Origin of the sequence: Achromobacter sp. ACM02 (assembly GCF_014851605.1) — a bacterium.
In the GTDB taxonomy this organism is placed as follows: Bacteria; Pseudomonadota; Gammaproteobacteria; order Burkholderiales; family Burkholderiaceae_B; genus Achromobacter; species Achromobacter aegrifaciens.
Map to the genome: position 1 here is coordinate 520,524 of NZ_JACUZY010000005.1, position 18,721 is coordinate 539,244.

20 protein-coding genes are annotated in these 18,721 nt (G+C 67.0%); 3 read left to right on the plus strand and 17 right to left on the minus strand.

Translation table 11 applies throughout. From position 1 onward, the window contains the following. The first annotated feature begins 95 nt into the window (after positions 1-95). A complete protein-coding gene (locus IB258_RS18400) occupies positions 96-893 on the plus strand; it encodes an IclR family transcriptional regulator (RefSeq protein ID WP_054454964.1) in 798 nt (265 codons plus the stop codon). On the opposite strand, the gene IB258_RS18405 is transcribed toward IB258_RS18400, so the two are convergent. The 4 genes from IB258_RS18405 to IB258_RS18420 all read right to left on the minus strand — a co-directional run bounded on the left by IB258_RS18405 (position 890) and on the right by IB258_RS18420 (position 4,613). Beyond that, positions 890-1,435 (minus strand): DUF934 domain-containing protein, encoded by a 546-nt coding sequence (locus tag IB258_RS18405; RefSeq protein ID WP_054454960.1) that lies wholly within the window; start codon positions 1,433-1,435, stop codon positions 890-892. The two genes, IB258_RS18400 and IB258_RS18405, sit on opposite strands and share 4 nt — an antisense overlap. Then, on the minus strand, positions 1,428-3,170 hold the full coding sequence (locus IB258_RS18410; RefSeq protein WP_192352986.1) for a nitrite/sulfite reductase: 1,743 nt from the start codon (positions 3,168-3,170) through the stop codon (positions 1,428-1,430). Before IB258_RS18410 ends, IB258_RS18405 begins: the two co-directional genes overlap by 8 nt. Before the next feature lie 239 nt (positions 3,171-3,409). Further along, entirely contained in the window at positions 3,410-3,601 is a 192-nt protein-coding gene (locus IB258_RS18415) for a DUF2970 domain-containing protein (RefSeq protein ID WP_013391270.1), read from the minus strand. 76 nt (positions 3,602-3,677) lie between these two features. Next, positions 3,678-4,613: a LysR family transcriptional regulator gene (locus IB258_RS18420; RefSeq protein ID WP_192352987.1), complete on the minus strand. Its 936-nt coding sequence runs from the start codon at positions 4,611-4,613 to the stop codon at positions 3,678-3,680. A gap of 292 nt (positions 4,614-4,905) precedes the next feature. On the opposite strand from IB258_RS18420, the gene IB258_RS18425 reads away from it, so the two are divergent. Further along, complete coding sequence (locus IB258_RS18425) at positions 4,906-6,243, plus strand: DUF3100 domain-containing protein (RefSeq protein WP_054454954.1); 1,338 nt, start codon at positions 4,906-4,908, stop codon at positions 6,241-6,243. A gap of 55 nt (positions 6,244-6,298) precedes the next feature. On the opposite strand, the gene IB258_RS18430 is transcribed toward IB258_RS18425, so the two are convergent. The 11 genes from IB258_RS18430 to IB258_RS18480 form a co-directional block, all read right to left on the minus strand. Then, the gene (locus IB258_RS18430) at positions 6,299-6,805 is read right to left on the minus strand and encodes a hypothetical protein (RefSeq protein WP_054454952.1); all 507 of its coding nucleotides are present in this window, start codon (positions 6,803-6,805) and stop codon (positions 6,299-6,301) included. 200 nt (positions 6,806-7,005) lie between these two features. Next, a complete protein-coding gene (locus IB258_RS18435) occupies positions 7,006-7,605 on the minus strand; it encodes a glutathione S-transferase (RefSeq protein WP_054454949.1) in 600 nt (199 codons plus the stop codon). Between the two features lie 25 nt (positions 7,606-7,630). Continuing rightward, entirely contained in the window at positions 7,631-9,337 is a 1,707-nt protein-coding gene (locus tag IB258_RS18440; protein ID WP_054454947.1) for an FAD-binding protein, read from the minus strand. A 5-nt stretch (positions 9,338-9,342) separates the two neighbouring features. Next, positions 9,343-10,071 carry an SDR family NAD(P)-dependent oxidoreductase gene (locus IB258_RS18445; protein WP_054454945.1) on the minus strand — a complete coding sequence of 243 codons (729 nt, stop codon included), beginning with the start codon at positions 10,069-10,071 and terminating at the stop codon, positions 9,343-9,345. A gap of 9 nt (positions 10,072-10,080) precedes the next feature. Beyond that, entirely contained in the window at positions 10,081-10,833 is a 753-nt protein-coding gene (locus IB258_RS18450; protein WP_119452186.1) for an SDR family NAD(P)-dependent oxidoreductase, read from the minus strand. 19 nt (positions 10,834-10,852) lie between these two features. Next, positions 10,853-11,572 (minus strand): ABC transporter ATP-binding protein, encoded by a 720-nt coding sequence (locus IB258_RS18455; RefSeq protein WP_119452187.1) that lies wholly within the window; start codon positions 11,570-11,572, stop codon positions 10,853-10,855. Further along, complete coding sequence (locus IB258_RS18460; RefSeq protein ID WP_054454939.1) at positions 11,565-12,329, minus strand: ABC transporter ATP-binding protein; 765 nt, start codon at positions 12,327-12,329, stop codon at positions 11,565-11,567. The genes IB258_RS18455 and IB258_RS18460 overlap by 8 nt, the downstream gene beginning before the upstream one ends. Beyond that, positions 12,326-13,324: a branched-chain amino acid ABC transporter permease gene (locus IB258_RS18465; protein WP_192352988.1), complete on the minus strand. Its 999-nt coding sequence runs from the start codon at positions 13,322-13,324 to the stop codon at positions 12,326-12,328. The genes IB258_RS18460 and IB258_RS18465 overlap by 4 nt, the downstream gene beginning before the upstream one ends. Then, positions 13,321-14,223 (minus strand): branched-chain amino acid ABC transporter permease, encoded by a 903-nt coding sequence (locus tag IB258_RS18470; protein WP_054454934.1) that lies wholly within the window; start codon positions 14,221-14,223, stop codon positions 13,321-13,323. The genes IB258_RS18465 and IB258_RS18470 overlap by 4 nt, the downstream gene beginning before the upstream one ends. Before the next feature lie 67 nt (positions 14,224-14,290). Next, the gene (locus IB258_RS18475) at positions 14,291-15,505 is read right to left on the minus strand and encodes an ABC transporter substrate-binding protein (RefSeq protein ID WP_054454932.1); all 1,215 of its coding nucleotides are present in this window, start codon (positions 15,503-15,505) and stop codon (positions 14,291-14,293) included. Between the two features lie 83 nt (positions 15,506-15,588). Further along, positions 15,589-16,383 (minus strand): SDR family NAD(P)-dependent oxidoreductase, encoded by a 795-nt coding sequence (locus tag IB258_RS18480; RefSeq protein WP_054454930.1) that lies wholly within the window; start codon positions 16,381-16,383, stop codon positions 15,589-15,591. A 204-nt stretch (positions 16,384-16,587) separates the two neighbouring features. Between IB258_RS18480 and IB258_RS18485 the strand changes: the two genes are divergently transcribed. Beyond that, a complete protein-coding gene (locus tag IB258_RS18485) occupies positions 16,588-17,265 on the plus strand; it encodes a GntR family transcriptional regulator (protein ID WP_013391284.1) in 678 nt (225 codons plus the stop codon). Between the two features lie 20 nt (positions 17,266-17,285). Here the strand turns inward: IB258_RS18485 and IB258_RS18490 are convergent, their stop codons facing one another. Both IB258_RS18490 and IB258_RS18495 read right to left on the minus strand, forming a co-directional pair. Next, positions 17,286-17,939 (minus strand): carbonic anhydrase, encoded by a 654-nt coding sequence (locus tag IB258_RS18490; protein ID WP_054455866.1) that lies wholly within the window; start codon positions 17,937-17,939, stop codon positions 17,286-17,288. Between the two features lie 197 nt (positions 17,940-18,136). Then, entirely contained in the window at positions 18,137-18,475 is a 339-nt protein-coding gene (locus IB258_RS18495; RefSeq protein WP_119452189.1) for an FxLYD domain-containing protein, read from the minus strand. Positions 18,476-18,721: the final 246 nt, after the last annotated feature.

The window sequence follows — 18,721 nt, forward strand, 5'->3', positions numbered from 1 at the left end:
TCCGTCCTGTTTGTCTAATATTTGGACAGCTCTGCGTCTGCCCGGATCCATATTGGGCTTTGATAGGGGCCTCATCAACGCAAGCTGTCCAAAAAATGAACAAACCAGAATCCGAAGGCTCGGGGCCGCGCGTATTGCGCCGCGGGCTGCGCGTGCTGGGCGTGCTGCGGCAGGCGGGGGCGGCGGGCATGCACGTGGTCGACATCGCGCGCGCTGCGGGCATGCAGCGGACCACGGCCTATCGCTATCTCGACGTTCTGGTGCAGGAGGGCTACGCCTTGCGCGAGTCCGAGGCGCCGCGCTGGCGCGTGGCCGAGCTGGGCGTGATGATGGCGGGCGATCCGCATGCGCAGGCTGTGCGCGACCTGCGGCCGGTGCTGCGCCAGATCAGCGACGTCAGCGGCGATTCCGCTTTTCTCATCTGCCGCGCGGGCAACGATTCGCTTTGCCTGCACCGTGAAGTGGGCAATTATCCCGTGCAGGTGCTGGCGGTCACGGTGGGTCACCGCCAGCCGCTGGGCGTGGGGGCGGCCGGGCTGGCGCTATTGGCCGCGCTGCCGCCGGACGAGTCGGAAGAGGTGATTGCGCAGAACGAGCAGGCGCTGCGCGCCTACGGCGGCATGACGGTGGCGCAGATGCGGCGCCTGGTGGAGAATACGCGCGGGCGCGGCTGGTCGGTGGTGGGCAACGCGGCGGTGCCGGGCGTGTTGGGGGTGGGCGTGGCCTTGTGCGACGCGGGCGGATATCCGCGCCTGGCCGTCAGCGTGTCCAGCCTGATCGGCCGCATGCAGGCGGCGCGCCAGCGCAATATCGCCGACCTGATCCGCGCCCAGTTGGCGCAGGATGAGGTCAGGACGCAGCGCTGGGCGCTGCCGGGGTTTCCCGCGGCTTAGGCGGCTGCCGGCGTCGGCACGCGGTAGGTCTTCTGGTAATGCACCGTGAAGGTCTTGAACGCGTCCAGGGCCTTGTGCGGATCGTGGCCGGGCTTGACCAGGAAGCTGTCGAAGCCGACGCGCGCCTGGTAGTGGATGGTATCGATCATCACGTCGCCGACCGCGCGCAGTTCGCCTTGCCATTGGTAGCGCGTGCGCAGCAGCTGCGCCAGCGAATAGCCTCGGCCATCGGTGTAGACCGGGAAGTCGACGGCGATGAAGGCGATGCCGGCGGGGTCCAGCGTGCCGTCGGCTTCTGCCAGGTCGCGCAGGTCGGCGTCGGGGTCAAGCAGTACCGCGACCGGATGCTGGTGGCGGCGCAAGGTGGCGCGCGAGGTCTTCCAGACGGAAAGCGGCACGATCCAGCCCGGCGCGTCGCCAGGCACTTGGCCTTCGGCGGGGACCTCGGGTTCAGGCGTGAAGACGCGCGAGGCGTCGGCTTCCAGGCGGCCGTTGCGGATCAGGTGCGGGCCGGGGGCGTCGTGCGGATAGATTTCAGACATGGGCGGCCTCGGCTTGCTGCGCGGGTTTGGCGAAGGCGGGATCGGAGTAGACGTCCTGCTTGAAGGGGTCGATGCCGACCCGGTCCACCACGTCGATGAAGCGTTCCTCTTCGCTGTCGCGCAGGCCCAGGTAAGTGCGGATCAGGCGGTCCACCACGCCAGCGACCTGCTCGCGTGCGAACGACGGGCCGATGATGCGGCCGATGGCGGCGCCGCCGCCGCGCGTGGATTCGATATCGGGCAACGGTTTGGCGGCGCCGTTCTGGCGTCCGCCGATGGTGACCTGATACCACTCTTCGCCGGCCTTATCGACCCCGAGGATGCCGATGTGGCCCACGTGATGGTGGCCGCAGGAGTTGATGCAGCCCGAGATGTTCAGGTCCAGCTCGCCGATCTCGAACAGGTAGTCGAGGTTGTCGAACTGGCGCTGGATGGCTTCGGCCACGGGGATGGAGACGGCATTGGCCAGCGCGCAGAAATCCCCGCCCGGACAGGCGATGATGTTGGTCAGCAGGCCGATGTTGGGCGTGGCCAGGTTCAGCGCCTGCAACGTGGTCCAGAGATCGTGCAGGCGCGCGCGGCGCACGTCGGCCAGGATCAGGTTCTGCTCGTGCGAGACGCGCAGTTCGCCGAAGCCATAGTTATCGGCCAGGTCGGCCACCGCGTCCATCTGGTCGGCGGTGATGTCGCCCGGGGGCACGCCGGTGGGCTTGAGCGACACGGTGACTGCGGCATAGCCGGCCACCTTGTGCGGGTGCACGTTGGTGCGCAGCCAGCGCGCAAAGCGCGGATCGGTGGCGGCCAGCGCGGCGGTGTTGTCCACGTCCTGCGCGGCAGCGGCATCGTATTGCGGCCAGACGAAACGGGCCTTGATGCTGTCGACGAATTCCTGGGTGATGGTGTCCGGGCCGCCCTTGATGAGCTGCCACTGTTCGTCCACCTGCTGCGCATAGACTTCCGGCGTCAGGTCCTTGACCAGGATCTTGATGCGCGCCTTGTACTTGTTGTCGCGGCGGCCGTGCAGGTTGTAGACCCGCAGCGCGGCCTGCAGATAGGTCAGCAGGTCCTGCCATTCGACGAAGGGATTGATCAGCTTGCCGACGATGGGCGTGCGGCCCAGCCCGCCGCCCACCCAGACGCGAAAGCCCAGCTTGCCGTCGCGTTCGACGGCTTGCAGGCCGATGTCGTGCACGCCCACGGCCGCGCGGTCCTGCACGGCGCCGCTGACCGCGATCTTGAACTTGCGCGGCAGGAAGGCGAACTCCGGGTGCAGCGTGGACCACTGGCGGATGATCTCGCACCAAACCAGCGGATCCACCAGCTCGTCCGGCGCGACGCCGGCGAAGTGGTCGGTGGTGGTGTTGCGGATGCAGTTGCCGCTGGTCTGGATGGCATGCATCTGCACCGTGGCAAGTTCGGCCAGGATGGCCGGCACGTCTTCCAGCTTGGGCCAGTTGAACTGGATGTTCTGGCGGGTGCTGAAATGGCCGTAGCCGCGGTCCCATTTGCGGGCGATGTGCGCCAGCGTGCGCAATTGGCGCGACGCCAGGATGCCGTAGGGAATGGCGACGCGCAGCATGGGCGCGTGGCGCTGGATGTACAGGCCGTTCTGCAGGCGCAAAACGCGGAATTCATCTTCCGTTAGTTGGCCATCGAGAAAGCGGCGCGTCTGGTCGGAGAATTGCGCCACGCGTTGCTCGACTAGCTGCTGGTCGACGGGGTCATACACGTACATGTCTACTGCCCTTGAAGTCTTCTCGGTCTGGATCCCGGCGGTCGCCCGGCGCAATGCGGCAGGAGAAAGGGGTTCATAACCGTAACAGGCAGCCGCCGCGACCGTCTAAGTCATTCTGGTAATAAGGTAATGGGGCCCCCACGCTGCACGCGCTTGCGCGCGCTTGCTGCCCCCCGAGGGGGCTGTCCCGCCTTGGGACGGCCCGGCGGCGGGACGGCCATTTTTGCGGGACGGTGGATTTACAACGCGGCGTTCACCGCCCAGCGCGCGACCAGCACCAGAATGACCACCAGACAAGCCGCCATCAGCAGCCCGGTCAATATCAATGGCGCCGGCTTGTTGTTGGCGATGTCGGCATCGTAGCCCCGTCCGCGGCGCACGCCGAAGAATCCCCACAGCACGGATTTGACCGTGCGCAAGAAACTCAGCATGTTGTCTCTCCTGGCGTCGTGGCGGATAGCGCCAATGTAGGCTGCCGGACGTCGGGGAAACAGATGCAGATCCGCCTTACCTGACCGTATCAGACGCCGAACCGGCCGGGGCGCCGATGCCGCGCACGATGTGGTCCAGCAGTTCGCGCGCGGCGGGGGACACATGGCGGCCGGCGCGGCTCAGTACGTGCAGGCTGCCTTGATTGAGGATGGGATTGGCCAGCGGCAGGCTGGCCAGGCGCTGGGCGCGCAGGTCGGCCGTGACCGCGATGGGCGGCGTCAGCGCATAGCCGATGCCGGCGGCGGCGAATTGCCACAGTGCCTTGAAGGACGAAGTGGTGAGCACGTTGCGCAGCCTGACCTGTTCGCTGATTTCGGCGGCCTGGATGTGCTGGCGCACGCCGAACCCCTCCTGCATGGACGCGCCGGGATACTCGGCCAGGTCGGTCAGCAGCAGGGGACGGCGCAGCAGCGTCAGCGGGTGGTCCTCGCGCACGATGGCGCGGATGGGTTCGGGCCGCGAATAATGGGTGCGCAGGCGCGCGTCGTTGGGCGGTTGGAACACCAGCCCTATGTAGGCGCGGTCATCGACGATGCGCTGCACGATCTCCGAGGTGCGCGCGACGTCGATGTCCAGCGTGACCTCCGGGTGGCTGCGCCAGTAGTCCGGCAGCACGCGTTCGAACATCAGCTCCACGAAGCCCTCGCCCAGCACCAGGTCTATGTGTCCCCGTTCGGCCTTGCGCAAGCTGTCGATCTCGGAGAAGAAGCTCTCCTGGATGTCCTGCTGGCGCTTGATGTAGCGCGCCAGGATGTGGCCCGCGTCGGTCGGCACTACGCCCCGTCCGCGGCGTTCGAACAGGGCGATGCCGCAGTCGCGTTCCAGGGCGGCTATGGCGCGGCTGACGGCGGACGGGTCCATGTCCAGCACTTCGGCGGCGCCGCGCACCGAGCCGCGGCTCATGACCTGCATGAAATAGTGGGTGCGGCGGGCGTCGAGTTTTTCGTCCATGGCGGGGCTCCGTGGCGGGGAGTGCGGCGGCAGATCCACAGATACAATCTAGGGTTTACCCTTGCATGAATCGAGATCATGCAAAATTTTCCCTGGAAAAGCCTGTCCGTTGCATTTTACGCAACGTTTATGCGCCAGCCCTGTCATGGTTGCGCGCCGGGCCCCCGGCGAAAATCGGCCCTGCTGCGCGCGCCGTCGCCGCCGCCGCGCTGCGACGCCCATTACGGGCGCCGGCCGGCCGGGATTGCGGCGGGCAGCCACGACGACTATTCACGTTCATCAGGGGAATCCGATGTCTCATGCCAGCGCAAGCCTGGCCGCGCCCTCCATGCCGCTATCCGGGCGCATCCGCATGCTCGCCGCCATTTTGCTGGTGGTCGTCGTTTCGGAGGCGATCGGCAGCGCCACCTTCAACGTAGGCCCGGGCAAGATCATCCTGCAGCCGATGCTGTGGGCCATCTTCATCGGCGCCATCGTGGCCGCCTTGGGCCAGCGCCTGCCGGCGGGCCTGAACATCGACACCGCCATGCAGACCCGCATCAGCGGCTATCTGCAATACGCGCTGCTGCCCTTCCTGGCCAAGCTGGGCCTGATGGTGGGCGGCGCCTTGCCGCAGGTGCGCGAAGCCGGCTGGGCCCTGGTGTTCCAGGAATTCGGCCACTTCTTCGGCACCATGGCCGTCGGCCTGCCGCTGGCGCTGCTGCTGGGCATCAAGCGCGAGGCCATCGGCGCCACTTTCTCGGTGGGCCGCGAGCCCAGCCTGGCCATCATCGGCGAACGCTACGGCATGAACTCGCCCGAAGGCCGCGGCGTGATGGCCGAGTACATCACCGGCACCGTGATCGGCGCGCTGTTCGTGGCGTTGATGGCCGGCTTCATCACCAGCCTGAACATCTTCGATCCGCGCTCGCTCGCCATGGGCGCCGGGGTGGGCTCGGGCAGCATGATGGCCGCCGGCGTGGGCGCGATCGCATCCCAGCAGACGCCCGAAGTCGCGCACCAGGTGGCCGCGCTGGCCGCCGCCGCCAATCTGCTGACCACGGTGGTGGGCGTGTACTTCACGCTGTTCATTTCGCTGCCGACCACCATCTTCCTGTACGGCAAGCTGGAACCGGTGCTGGGCCGCTTCTCGCGCGGCAAGGCCGAGACCGTCGCCGCTGATGACGAGGTCACGCAGGACGCGCCCGCGCACGGCGTCAAGATGGGCTTCGGCGATCGCCTGACCGCCTATGTCATCTGCGGCCTGTTCGCGCTGGTGGGCAACCGCCTGGGCTACAACGTGCCGTTTGCCGACGCCTTGCCGGGCATGGGCATCATCATCCTGCTGGTCGTCATCACCGACCTGGTGCTGCGCGTGGTGCCCAAGTTGCCCGCCGTGTTCGTGCTGTCGCTGATCGCCATGACCGCGGGCTGCCCCGGCGTGCTGCCGTACTCGGACCAGATCATCGCCATGGTAGGCAAGGTGAACTTCCTGCCGTTCACGACCGTGATCCTGGCCATGGCCGGCCTGTCGATCCTCAAGGACCTGCCGGCGTTCCGCAAGCTGGGCTGGAAGATCGTGGTGGTGTCCCTGGCCGCCAACGCCGGCACCTTCCTGGGCGCGACCATGATCGCGGAATTCTTCCACTGATCGCCGTTCGTTCCCGAATCAAGAACCGCCTGATGCGTCAGGCGGTTTTTTTTGGTCAGGGCGCGAAACCTGGTCGGTAGCGCGCGTTGTCAGTGACATTCTCGGTCGCGCCGATGTTGGCGACCTTGGGAACGCCCAGGCCCGCCGCCTTCATGGCGACTGCGGTCTGCAGTTCCTGCACTTGCGGATTGCCCATCGCGACGCGGTAGGCCTGCAGCGGCATCAGGCCTTCGATGGTGCCCAGGTCGTTGGCGGAGCCGGCGCGCTGGGCCGCGGGGTCGGGCTGCGCGGCAAAATCCTCAACGGCGCGGCGCATGCGCGATGCAGCGTGCAGGTCGCGTAGCGCGTCCGCATTCGAGGCGTCAAAGACGGCCAGCGCCAATGGCAGACTGTCGCGGTCGCGTTCGACGCGCAGCGCGTGGGCGGCAGCCGTTGCCCGGGCCGCGTGGACGTGGGCCACGCGTTGGGTTTCGGGAAATGCGCGGGTGGCGTCCAGCGCGGCCGAGCGCGCGGGATAGGGCGCATCAGCCCGGTGGATGGCGGAGATCGCAGCGACGTTCATGCTGGGCCCCTTCTGGTGATGGCCGGCGGATCGGCCCGCCTGCCGACTTCACTGTAACAGCTGGGGGCGATCCGGGCGAAAAAAAGGCCCCTGCACGCGTCAGGGGCCTAGCGACGCGGCTCGGGGCCGCGCCGTACCAGGGCAGGTGATGGCCAGGGAGCCCGGCGGGTTCTCCCGGCCCTGCGCCCGCCCAAACCGGATCAGGGCTTGGTGGCCTGCATGGACGGACGCTGGCTGAAGGTCTCGTACCAGGCGGCGGTGGCCGGATGTTCGGCGCGCCAGTCCAGGTCGGGGAAGCGGAAGTCCAGATAGCCCAGCGCGCAGCCGATGGTGATGGTGCCGATGTCCAGGCGGCCTGCCAGCGCGGCGGCGTTCTTTTCCACCAGCGCGAGGCCGTCGCGGACCTTGCCCAGCTGGCCCTCGACCCAGCCGTCCCAGCGCAGCGCTTCCGGACGCAGCACGGTTTCGTAGCGGGCCAGCAGTGCCGCGCCCAGCATGCCGTCGGCCATGGACTGTTCCGTCAGCACCTGCCAGCGGGTCTTGCCCGACGGGAACAGCGAACCGCCGCCCAGGTCGTTCAGGTATTCGCAGACCACGCGGCTGTCGTACAGCGCCTGGCCGTCATCCGTGATGAAGGTGGGTACCTGGCCCAGCGGATTGGTGGGGATGATGGTCTGGTCGCGGGCCACGGGGCCGGCCGCGCTCGGAAGCTTCTCGATGCGGTCGGCCAGGCCGAGCTCATGGGCGATGACCATGCATTTGCGCACGAAGGGCGAGGCGGGCGAGTAGAAGATTTTCATGGGGATCCTTGTCGGTGGAGAGGCGTCAGTGTTGTGCATGGGCCAGATGTTGTCCAGCGATCCAGCCGAAGGTCAGGGCGGGACCAAGCGTGATGCCGGGGCCGGGATAGGCGCCGCCCATCACCGACTGCATGTCGTTGCCGGCCACGTAGAGGCCCGCAATGGGCGCGCCCGTGGCGTCCAGGGCCTGGGCATGCGGATTGGCGGCGATGCCGCAAGCGGTGCCGATGTCGCCGGGATAGACCTTGACGGCGTAGTAGGGGCCCGCCGCCAGCGGCGCGAGGCAGGGATTGGGAGCGTGTTCCGGATCGCCCAGGTAGCGGTTGTAGGCGGTCGATCCCTTGCCGAAGTCCGGGTCCTGGCCTTGGGCGGCGTGGGTGTTGTAGCGTTCCACCGTGGCCTGCAGCGCATCGGCGGGCACGCCCAGCCGGGCCGCCAGGGCCGCCAGCGTGTCGGCTTGCAGCAGGTAGCCGGCGTCGATCAGATGCTGGCGCGGCCGGCCCCCTGGCAGCGCCAGGCCCAGGCCCCAGGTGTCGATGAAGCGCTGGTCGCAGATCAGGAAAGCGGGAATGCTGGGCGTCGTGCCATGGCTGCGGTACATGGCCTGCACGAACTCATGGTACGAGGCGGATTCGTTCACGAAACGCCGGCCCGCGCCATTGACCGCGATGAGGCCCGGCTTGGCCCGGTCCCACACCAGGTGCGGGTAATGCAGGGGCTTGCCGTCCGCGGATTCCAGCAGCGAGACCGGCGCCCAGAACGCGGGGCTGGCGTGGCCCGAGCCGAGCGCGGCGCCGGCGGCTTCCGACAGGCGGATGCCGTCGCCGGCGTTGTCTCGCGGCGACATGGACCACAGACCCGTGGGCTGAGGATAGCTCTGCGCGCGGCGCGCCGGATCCCAGGGAAAGCCGCCCGTGGCCATCACCACGCCGCGGCGCGCGCGGATGTTCAACGACTTGCCATTGCGCCGGACCGCGGCGCCCAGCACGCGGCCCGCTGCATCGCGGTGCAGCGCCAGCGCCGGCGTGTCCAGCCAGTATTCGATCTTGCGAGCCAGCATGCCGTGGAACAGCTGCGCGGCCAGCGCATTGCCCAGCAGCAGCCGGGTGCCGCGGCGATAGCCGCGCGCGCGGTCGGCGGCATAGCGCAGCACCAGCTTCATGCTGTGGCGCCAGGCCGCGAACGAACGCGTGGCGCGCAGCAGATGGCGCACGTCGGTGATGTTGACCATCATGCCGCCCAGCACCGTGAATTCCTTCAGGGGATCCCGCAGGAAACGGAAATCGCCGCCGAGCTTGCGGCCGTCGAACTCCAGCGGGTCGAGCGAACGGCCGCCCATCGCGGCGCCGGGCAGGTCGGGGTAGTAATCGGGCGAGGCCGTGCGCGCCGCCAGATCCAGGATGCCGCGCGACACCAGGTAATCCATCATGCGCGGGCCGGCTTCGAGATAGGCGCGCTTCATGTCGTCGGGGGCCGCCGCGCCCACGGTCTGTTCCAGATAGGTCCAGACCTTTTCAAAACTGTCCGGATGGCCGGCGGCTTCTGTCTGCGCGTTCAGCGGTATCCACAGCGCGCCGCCTGAGATCGCGGTGGAACCGCCGATGCGGCCGGTCTTTTCCACCAGCAGCACGTCCAGTCCTTCCTCGCGCGCCGTCAGCGCCGCGGCCATGCCGCCCGCGCCCGAGCCGACGACCAGCGCGTCGACTTCCTTGTCCCAAGTAATGCCTTCCATGCTGCCTATGCTCCCGAGCCGCCCAGCGATTTTCCGCCGTCCACGAAGATGACCTGGCCGGTGATGAAGTCCATGTGCGGCGCGGCCAGGAAGGACACGGCATAGGCGATGTCTTGCGGCTGGCCCGCGCGGCCGGTGGGCTGCAGGGCCAGTTGCGCCGCAAGGCGTTCGGGCGTGAGGTTGCGCAAGAGCGGGGTGTCGATGAGGCCGGGGGCGATGGCGTTGACCAGGATGCCGCGCGGGGCCAGTTCCATGGCCGAAGCGCGCGTGTAGCCGACCAAGGCCGCTTTCGAGGCCACGTAGTGCGGGTGGTTCTTTGCGCCCAGGTAGGCGCGCGAGGCGATGTTGACGATCTTGGCGCCCGGCGCCATGTCGCGCGCGGCCTCCTGCGTCAAGGTCGCGACCGCCAGCAGGTTGACGTCAAAGGCGCGGCGGTAGTCGGCGCTGTCCACCTCAAAGAACTTGCGCTCGTCGAAGAGCCCCGCGTTGTTGACCAGCGCGGCCAGCGGCGCAAGCGAACGCGCCAGCGCGCGCGTGGCGGCTTCGTCCGTCAGGTCCACCACGCGGTGTTCCACGTCCAGCCCTTGCGCCCGCAGCGCGTCGGCCTCCTTTTCGGCCAGTTCCGCGTTGCGGTCGGCCATCACGACGCGAAAGCCATCGCGCGCCAGCCGCTCCACGATCGCAAGACCCATGCCGCTAGCGCCGCCCGTAACCAATGCCGTGCCCAGATTCATGATGTTTCCTCACACGGCCAGGTAGCCGCCGTCCACGGGCAGCACCACGCCGTTCACGTAGCTGGCCATGTCCGAGGCCAGGAAAAGGACCGGACCCACGATCTCGTCGGCCCGCCCCGCGCGGGCCATGGGCGCGCGCTGCATGTACCAGTCCGTGCCCTGCGCCTGCGCGCGCTGGCCCGCCGTCATCTCGGTTTCCATCAGGCCGGGAGCCACGGCGTTCACGCGCACGCCATGCGGCGCGAGGTCGCGCGCCAGTACCTCGGTGAACGAGCGCACGCCGCCCTTGGACACCACATAGCCGGCGGTCGAGATGCTGCAGCCGTAGGCCACGATGGAGCACAGATTGACGATGGCGCCGCGCGTGGCTTTCAGCTGTTCGACGAAGGCGTGGGTGACGTTGAACGTGCCTTGCAGGTTCACGCTCATCAGACGGTCCCAGATCTCGGGCGTCTTGGGATCGTCGAACGGGGCGCGCGCCGAAATCCCGGCGTTGTTGATCAGGATGTCCAGATTGCCGTGTTCGGTGGCGGACCGTTGCGCAAAGTCGCGCACGGCGGCGGCATCCGTCACGTCCAGCACCGCGTCGGCGGCCTTGCCGCCCGCGGCGCGGATGGCTTGCACCGTGGCTGCGGCCAGCGCCGCATCCACATCTGCGACGATGACGGCAGCGCCTTGCCTGGCGAAGCCTTGTGCGATGGCCGCGCCCAGGCCGCGGCCCGCGCCCGTCACGAGCACCCGCTTGTCTTGCATCGATATCATGGTCGGTCCTTTCGGCGCGTCAGGCGCCCAGATAGGCGCGCTGCACGCCTTCGTCGCTGGCGAGCGCGGCGGACTCGCCTTCCAGCGCGATCTCGCCGTTTTCGAGGATGTACGCGTAGCTGGACACCGACAGCGCCAGCTTCACGTTCTGCTCCACCAGCAGGATGGTGATGCCTTGCTCGCGGTTCAGCCGCAGCACGATGTCGAAGATCTGTTCGACCACCAGCGGCGACAGACCCATCGAGGGTTCGTCCAGCAAGATCATGCGCGGGCGCGCCATCATGGCGCGGCCCGTGGCCAGCATCTGCTGTTCGCCGCCGGACAGCGTCGCGGCTTTCTGTTCGTAGCGTTCGCGCAGGCGCGGGAAGGTGTCGCACACCATGTCCAGGTCCTGCCGCACCGCGGCCCGGTCGGTGCGCAGGTAGGCGCCCATCTCCAGGTTCTCGCGCACGCTCATTTCGCGGAAGATCTCGCGGCCTTCCGGCACCTGCACGATGCCGCGTCCGACGATGGCGTCCGCTGCCAGGCGGTGTATGGGTTCGCCCGCAAAGCGCACGCTACCCGCGGTGGGCGCGACCAGGCGCGAGATCACGTTCAGCGTGGTGGACTTGCCCGCGCCGTTGGCGCCCAGCAGCGCCACGATGGCGCCCTGCGGCACTTTCAGCGATACGTCCTGCAGCGCGCGGATATTGCCGTAGGCGGCCGATACCGCATCGACTTCAAGCAAATAATCAGCCACCGGCCGCTCCCTTGCCCAGATAGGCTTCAATGACCCGCGGGTTGCTGCGCACCTCGGCAGGCGTGCCTTCGGCGATCTTCTCGCCAAAGGACATGACGGTGATGCGATGCGAGATCGACATCACCAGCTGCATGACGTGCTCCACCAGCAGCACCGTGATGCCGTCGCGTTCGCACAGTTCGGTCAGCAGGCGGTCCAGCGTTTCGATTTCGCGGTTGCGCAGGCCGGCCGCCGGTTCGTCCAGCAACAGCAGCTTGGGCGATATGGCCAGGGCGCGCGCCAGCTCCAGCATCTTCTGGCGGCCGAAGTCCAGGCTGCACGCCGGCGTGTCCAGGAAGTCGGCCAGTCCGACGCGCTCCAGCAGGTGCTCGACGCGCTCGCGCGTCTGCGCGGCAGCGGGGCGCAGCAGCTTGCCTGCGCTGTCGGCGCCATGCGCATAGGTGCCCAGCAGGGCGTTTTCGCGCACGCTCAGCGCGCCGAACAGCTCCAGGTTCTGGAAGGTGCGGGCCACGCCCAGCGCCGCCATTTCATGCGGCTTCTTGCGGGTGATGTCCGCGCCGTCGAACCGGATGCTGCCGCTGCTGGGACGGTAATAGCGCGAGATGCAATTGAAGGTGGTGGACTTGCCCGCGCCGTTGGGGCCGATCAGCGCGTGGATGCGGCCGCGCTCGACCTGCATGGACAGGCCGTTGATGGCGGTGAGGCCGCCGAACTTGACGGTCAGGCCTTGCACGTCCAGATAGGGATGGCTGCTCATGCGGCGCTCCTTTGGGTCGGTTTGGCCGCAGCCGGGCGCATGGCGGAAGGCAAGGGCGCAGCCGGCGCCGGTGCCCGCCCGCGCGCGCCGCGGCCGGCGAACAAGCCCTTGGGCGCGAACATCATGAAGCCCATCAGAATGACGCCGTAGATGATTTCCTGGAACGACAGTGCCTGGCGCAGCAGCTCGGAGATCAGGCCGAAGGCCAACGCGCCCGCGATGGCGCCGCGCACCGACCCGATGCCGCCAACCACCACCATCGTCAGGATCAGGATGGTGGTCTGAAAGCCCAGGCTCTCCGGGTGGATGAACGAGGCGAAGGTCGTGTACATGCCGCCGGCGATGCCGGCATAGGCCGCGGACAACGTGAAGGCCGTGCGCTTGATGGCGTTGACGTTCACGCCCATGGCCTGGGCCGCCACGTCGCTCTCGCGCACGGCGCGAAAGGCCGAGCCCAGTTGCGAGCGCGACAGCGCAATGGTGGCCCACAGCAACAGCGCGGCGATCAGCACCACGAAGGGATAGGCCTTGGCGTCCGACACCAGTTCGTAGCCGAACAGCGTGGCCGGCGAGATCCGGAAGCCGTTCGAGCCGTTGGTGACCGATTGCCAGTTCAGGAACACCCACTGCATCGCTTCGCCGAAGGCGAAGGTGGACAGCGCCAGGTAGATGTCGCGCATGCGCAGCGCCAGCGCGCCGATCACATAGCCGAGCACGGCGGCCAGCAGCCCGCCCGCGATGATCGAAATGAAGAAGGGCGGATGCCACAGATTGTTGATGAGGCCCGCGGTATAGATGCCCACGCCGTAGAAGGCGGCGTGCGATAGCGCGAACTGTCCGGTTTCGCCGATGACCAGATGCAGGCCCAGCGCCAACACCACGAACACCATCAGCAGGTTCACCACGTAGATGACATAGCCGCTGGCCGCGAAGGGCAGGATCGCCAGCACGATGGCCATCAGCGCCAGCAGCGCATGGTCTATTTTCTTGCTCATACTTTCTTCACCTGCAGTTTGCCGCCCAAGAGCCCTTGCGGACGCAGCAGCAGCACGACCATGATGGCCACGAAAGGCGCAACCACGATGGCATTGGTCGAAATGAACAGCCCCACCAGGTTCTCGGCCACACCGATCACGAAGCCGCCGACCACCGCGCCAGGCAGGCTGGTGATGCCGCCCACGATGGCCGCGGCGTAGGCCAGGATGGCGATGTGGCCGATGTCGGGGGTGATCAGGATCTTGGGCGTGATGAGCAGCGCCGCGACCGCCGATATCAGGCCGGCCAGCGCCCACACCAGCATGCGGATGCGGGTCAGGTTCACGCCCACCAGCCGGGCGGCCTTGGGATTCATACCCACGGCGCGCATGGCGCGGCCGACCCGGGTATAGGTGAACATGCCGAAAAGCAGCAGCATCACCGTCACGGCGACCGCGAAGATCACCAGGTCCAGCTGGGTCAGCACCGCGTCGCCGATGATGATGGCGTCGGTTGATGCCAGCGGCGGCAACGAGCGCGGCGTGTCGCCCAGGCCGGTCTGGCGCACCAGGCCCTTGAGCGCATAGGCCAGGCCCAGCGTGGCGATCACCATCTGCACGCCTACGCCCTTGGAGGCGATGACGCGCTCCATCACGACGCGCTGGAACAGGCCGGACAGGATGGCCACGGCGGCGAGCGTGATGGGAATGACGACGAGATAAGGCCAGCCCATCACCAGGGTGAGGAACAGGGCGATGTAGCCGCCGACCATGAAGATCTCGCCCTGGGCGAAATTGGGCACGTCGGTGGTCTTGAAAATGATCACTACGGCGACCGCCAGCAGCGCGTACACGCTGCCCGTCACCAGTCCCGACAGCACCCCCTGCTGCAGGAACAGCCAGATATCGGCAAAGCTCATGATGTTCTCCGGCAGCCCGCGCGCTGCTGCGCCAGCGCGCGGGCCAGGCCCCAGGCGGGCCGCTGATTTACTTCTGGTACTGCCAGACGCTCTTGAAGGCGCCGGGCACGAGCGACATGTTGGTGCCGTCGAACTTGATGTAGATGGCGGATTCCTGCGCCGCGCGGTCGTTCGGGCCGAACTCGATCGGACCGGCCATGACGCCGGAGTCGAACTTCATGGTTTCCAGCGCCTGCAGCACTTTTTCGCGGGTGGGCTGCGGGCCGGCGGCCTTGAGCGCGTTGACCACCGCCATCGCGGGCGGCAGGCCGTAAGGCATGTAGGTCTGCGGATGGCCCGGCTTGGCGGCCAGGTCTGGGTAGGCCTGCTTGTACATGTCGTACACCCAGGTCAGCTTGGCGCCGCCCGGCACGTCGGACAGCACTTCCTGGATGTAGACGTTCTTGAAGGCGTCCTTGTTGCCCACGTTTTCCACCAGTTGCTTCAGGTCGGCCGTGCCGTTCACCGCCAGGACGATAGGCTTGTTCCAGCCCAGTTCCTGTGCCTTCTTGATGATGAGCGCGGCGGGGCGGGCGTATGTCGTCAGCAGAAGCACGTCGGCGTTGGCGGCGCGGATCTTCAGCATGGGCGCGGTCACGTCGGTGATGTTCGGGTTCACCGACTGGACTTGCAGCGATGCGTCGCCCAGCTGCTTGACCTGGGCCTGCGCGGCCTCCAGGTTCCAGCCGCCGTAGGCGTCGTCATGGTTGATGTAGCCGATCTTCTTGGCCTTAAGGTGCTCGGCGGCGAACTGCACCATCGAGCCGCCCACGGCGTGCTGGGAGATGGAGAAGGCGCCGTAGATGTACTTGGACGGCGGATACAGCGCGCCGTCGCCCGAGGCGTTGAGCATGACCAGCGGCACCTTTTCGCGTTCCACGTATTCGCGCGAGGCCACCACCGCGGCCGAGCAGGAACCGCCGTTCAGCAGGAACACCTTGTCCTGTTCGTTCAGCTTCTTCACCGCGGCGACCAGGTCGTTGGCGTTGCAGCGGTCGTCCTCGATCACCAGTTCGATCTGGCGGCCGTGCACGCCGCCTTCCTTGTTGACCTTGGCGTACCACATCTTGGCGGCGTTCAGCACGTCAAAGCCGTAGGCCATGCCGCTGCCGGACAAGGGCGCGAACAGACCGATCTTGATGGTCTTGTCGGTGATGCCCGGTTCCTGCTGCGCCTGCGCGCCCGTGCTCAGCGCCCATGCGCATAGCGCGGCGGCGGCTGCGTAGCGACTGCTTTTCTTCATCTTTGTCTCCCGTTCTTTTTTGTTGCGCGCCTTTGTTTGGGTGTGGCGCTTTGCTGCGTTGCCGGCCTGGCCGCCGGAATGCCTTACTGCATGCGGTAGCCGCCGTTGACGTCGATGACGCTGCCGGTGATGTAGCCGGCTTCTTCGGACGCCAGGAAGCGCACGGCGGCCGCGACATCGTCCACGGTGCCGATGCGGCCCAGCGGAATGGCCTGCGCCGCGGCGGCCAGCGCGCCGCTGCTTGTGACGGTGCTGCGCAGCATGTCGGTGTCGATGAGGCCGGGGGCAATGCCGTTGACCGTCACGCCCAGGTGCGCGGATTCGCGCGCCATGGCCTTGGTCAGGCCCAGCACCGCGGACTTGGCCGCGATGTAAGACGCGCTGGAGCGGTAGCCGCCCAGCTGCGCCGCAACCGAGGTGAACGTGACGATGCGGCCGTGCGCCAGCGGCGCGGCCTCGCGCCGGCGCAGGTAGGCGCGGCCGCACAGGAACACGCCGCGGGCGTTGACGGCGAAGCTGCGTTCCCAGATGTCCAGCGAGGTGTCCTTGATGAGCGGGCGTTCGCCGTTTTCCTGGAACAGCAGCAGGCCGGCGGCGCTGACGAGCACGGCGATGGGGCCGTGCTGCGCTTCGATCTGTTCGAACGCGTTTTCGACCGAGGACTCATCGCTGACGTCGAAGGCGAGCGACGCGTGCGGCGCGCCCAGCTCGTCGGCCACGCGGCGGGCGCGCCCGGCGTCCACGTCCGAGACGACGACGCGCAAGCCGGCGCTGGCCAGTTCCTGGCAGATGCGGGCGCCTATGCCGCCGCCGCCGCCCGTGACGAGCGCAAGACGGGGAGCCGGGCCCTTGCCGGCCGGCGTGGATACATTGGACATGCTGTCTCCTGGTAGCGTGCTGTCCGCCTAGGGTGGGACCTGGCCGCTGGTTTGAATTTTTTGCGATTATGTATACATGGATGATTCGCAGGTATAGGGGCTTACCCGGAGTGTTGCTTGATTTACATCGTGTTTTACGGAGATGTTCCGAAAACTAATAAGGCGTATGACGCCCTATGTATTCTTCATGTATACAATGCGGCTATGGACACGCTATCTCAACACGTTACCGACACGCTGCGGGACTGGGTGCTGCACGGCAAGTTCAGCCCTGGCGCCCGCCTGGAAGAAATCCCGCTGGCGGAAAAACTGGGGGTGTCGCGCACGCCGGTGCGCGCGGCGCTGGCGACGCTGGGCAATGAAGGTTTGCTGGAGCATCTGCCCAAGCGCGGCTACACGGTGCGCGCCTACGACATCGGCGAAATCGTGGCGGCCTACGAGGTGCGCGCGGCGCTGGAAGGGCTGGCCTGCCGGCAGGCGGCCTTGCGCGGGCTATCGAACGACGCCGTGGCGGTGCTGAAGAATTGCCTGGACGAAGGGGACCGGATCCTGGGAAAGGGGGTCTTGCTGGCCGAGGATCATCTGCCGTATCAGCAGGTGAACATCACCTTGCATAACGGCATCCTGGAAGCGGCGGGCAACCCCTGGGTGCGGCGCTTCGCGACGCAGGCGCAGGCTATCCCCTACGCCTCGGACCGGATCATCCTGTGGGAAGACCACGGGATCATCCTGCGATCGCATGACGACCATCACCGCATCGTCAATGCGATCATCGCCCGCGACGGCGCGCGGGCCGAGGACCTGATGCGCGAACACGTGTACTACGCGGGCATCATCCTGAAGAACAACTACGAGAGGCTGGCGCAGGCGTACCGGGTGTAAGGCCCGCCCGCGGTCCAACCTCAGGCTGCGGCCGCAGGCGCCTCGAGGCAGGGATTGAATTCGCCGGTGGCGGGGTCGCGCAGGTACAGCAGGCCGGTGGCCACGCCGAAGTAGGTGCCGTGCAGTTCCAGTTCGCCCTTTTCGACGCGGCGGCGGATGGAGGGGAAGGTCATCAGGTTGTTCAGGCTGTGCTCGACCACGGCCAGTTCCAGGCGCTTCAGGTTGGCCTGGCGGTCGCCGGTGCCGGGGCCCAGGCGTTCGGCCACGGGTTCGATCTGCGACATCCACTTGCCGATGAAATCGCCTTTGGTCAGGGGCTTGGCGTCGTCGAAGAACGAGCGGATGCCGCCGCAGGAAGCATGGCCCAGCACCACGATGTGCTTGACGTTCAGGCCGTTGACCGCGAATTCGATCGCGGCGCTGGTGCCGTGGTACGAGGATTCCGAGTCAGGGTCACAGGGCGGGACCAGGTTTGCGACGTTGCGCACGACAAACATTTCGCCGGGGCCGGCGTCGAAGATGACTTCAGGCGACACGCGGGAGTCGCAGCACCCGATGATCAGGATTTCCGGGTTTTGCCCCGATTCGGCCAGCTTCTGGTATCGGCTGCTTTCCGAAGGGAAACGGCCCCCCAGGAAAGATTGATAGCCTTCGGTAAGTCTTTTTGGAAACATGATCTTTTCTTCCTCGTAGCTGGAGCCAGGCGTGCTGGCGCGTCGGCGCACGCAACAAGGGGCTTCGTGTGGAAGCCCCTTTTATTGAGTCGACGAACGGAATTTTCCCATATTTGACCTTGCGCCACGCTGTCTAAACCCTGAAGTAATCAGGGTTTTTTCCGGCAGGCGGGCCATAACGGGCGCCTGCCGGGCGCCTAGCGGGCGTCGACGTCCAGCGCGGTGACGCGGGCGAATTGCAGCGGCGTGACGGCCCGGATCTGCTTGATCTGGCCGGGCGCCAGCGGGCCGATGACGTCGTCGCGAACGCGGCCGATCTCGCGGCCCTGCGAGTCGTACAGCACGAAGGTCAGCATGGCGCTGTTGATGTGCCGCGCCGACTGGTTGGACAGCAGGCCGGTGATGGCCGACACGTTCTGGTTGACGTCGCGCACGGCCTGGACATTGCCCAGCGTGACGCCGTAGACCAGGCTCTGCGCGCCGGCGGCGCCGGACAGGCCGGCAAGCAGCGCGAACGAAGCAAGGGCAAGTTTCATCATGGTCTCCTGTGCAGCCGCGCAGTCGGACGCCGTTCGGGTCCGCAGGGCGGTCAATGCCTCCTCTACCTTGGGGGCATGCTTATCTCACACCTTTCCCGCCGTGTACACAACGGGGCAAAGGGATGAATGGGTAACAGGGTGCTTGGATTGGTCGCAAATTCGCCTGCGTGGATGGCCTGTCCACGAGGGAAGCGGCCGGTGGTTTCAGGGGCATGTAAGGCCTTGGCGATTCTTGACTTTCCG

Excerpts from the sequence above, each read along its gene's own strand:
- IB258_RS18400 (WP_054454964.1), top strand. The coding sequence starts at position 96 with ATGAACAAACCAGAATCCGAAGGCTCGGGGCCGCGCGTATTGCGCCGC.
- IB258_RS18405 (WP_054454960.1), bottom strand. The coding sequence starts at position 1,435 with ATGTCTGAAATCTATCCGCACGACGCCCCCGGCCCGCACCTGATCCGC.
- IB258_RS18410 (WP_192352986.1), bottom strand. The coding sequence starts at position 3,170 with ATGTACGTGTATGACCCCGTCGACCAGCAGCTAGTCGAGCAACGCGTG.
- IB258_RS18415 (WP_013391270.1), bottom strand. The coding sequence starts at position 3,601 with ATGCTGAGTTTCTTGCGCACGGTCAAATCCGTGCTGTGGGGATTCTTC.
- IB258_RS18420 (WP_192352987.1), bottom strand. The coding sequence starts at position 4,613 with ATGGACGAAAAACTCGACGCCCGCCGCACCCACTATTTCATGCAGGTC.
- IB258_RS18425 (WP_054454954.1), top strand. The coding sequence starts at position 4,906 with ATGTCTCATGCCAGCGCAAGCCTGGCCGCGCCCTCCATGCCGCTATCC.
- IB258_RS18430 (WP_054454952.1), bottom strand. The coding sequence starts at position 6,805 with ATGAACGTCGCTGCGATCTCCGCCATCCACCGGGCTGATGCGCCCTAT.
- IB258_RS18435 (WP_054454949.1), bottom strand. The coding sequence starts at position 7,605 with ATGAAAATCTTCTACTCGCCCGCCTCGCCCTTCGTGCGCAAATGCATG.
- IB258_RS18440 (WP_054454947.1), bottom strand. The coding sequence starts at position 9,337 with ATGGAAGGCATTACTTGGGACAAGGAAGTCGACGCGCTGGTCGTCGGC.
- IB258_RS18445 (WP_054454945.1), bottom strand. The coding sequence starts at position 10,071 with ATGAATCTGGGCACGGCATTGGTTACGGGCGGCGCTAGCGGCATGGGT.
- IB258_RS18450 (WP_119452186.1), bottom strand. The coding sequence starts at position 10,833 with ATGATATCGATGCAAGACAAGCGGGTGCTCGTGACGGGCGCGGGCCGC.
- IB258_RS18460 (WP_054454939.1), bottom strand. The coding sequence starts at position 12,329 with ATGAGCAGCCATCCCTATCTGGACGTGCAAGGCCTGACCGTCAAGTTC.
- IB258_RS18465 (WP_192352988.1), bottom strand. The coding sequence starts at position 13,324 with ATGAGCAAGAAAATAGACCATGCGCTGCTGGCGCTGATGGCCATCGTG.
- IB258_RS18470 (WP_054454934.1), bottom strand. The coding sequence starts at position 14,223 with ATGAGCTTTGCCGATATCTGGCTGTTCCTGCAGCAGGGGGTGCTGTCG.
- IB258_RS18475 (WP_054454932.1), bottom strand. The coding sequence starts at position 15,505 with ATGAAGAAAAGCAGTCGCTACGCAGCCGCCGCCGCGCTATGCGCATGG.
- IB258_RS18480 (WP_054454930.1), bottom strand. The coding sequence starts at position 16,383 with ATGTCCAATGTATCCACGCCGGCCGGCAAGGGCCCGGCTCCCCGTCTT.
- IB258_RS18485 (WP_013391284.1), top strand. The coding sequence starts at position 16,588 with ATGGACACGCTATCTCAACACGTTACCGACACGCTGCGGGACTGGGTG.
- IB258_RS18490 (WP_054455866.1), bottom strand. The coding sequence starts at position 17,939 with ATGTTTCCAAAAAGACTTACCGAAGGCTATCAATCTTTCCTGGGGGGC.
- IB258_RS18495 (WP_119452189.1), bottom strand. The coding sequence starts at position 18,475 with ATGAAACTTGCCCTTGCTTCGTTCGCGCTGCTTGCCGGCCTGTCCGGC.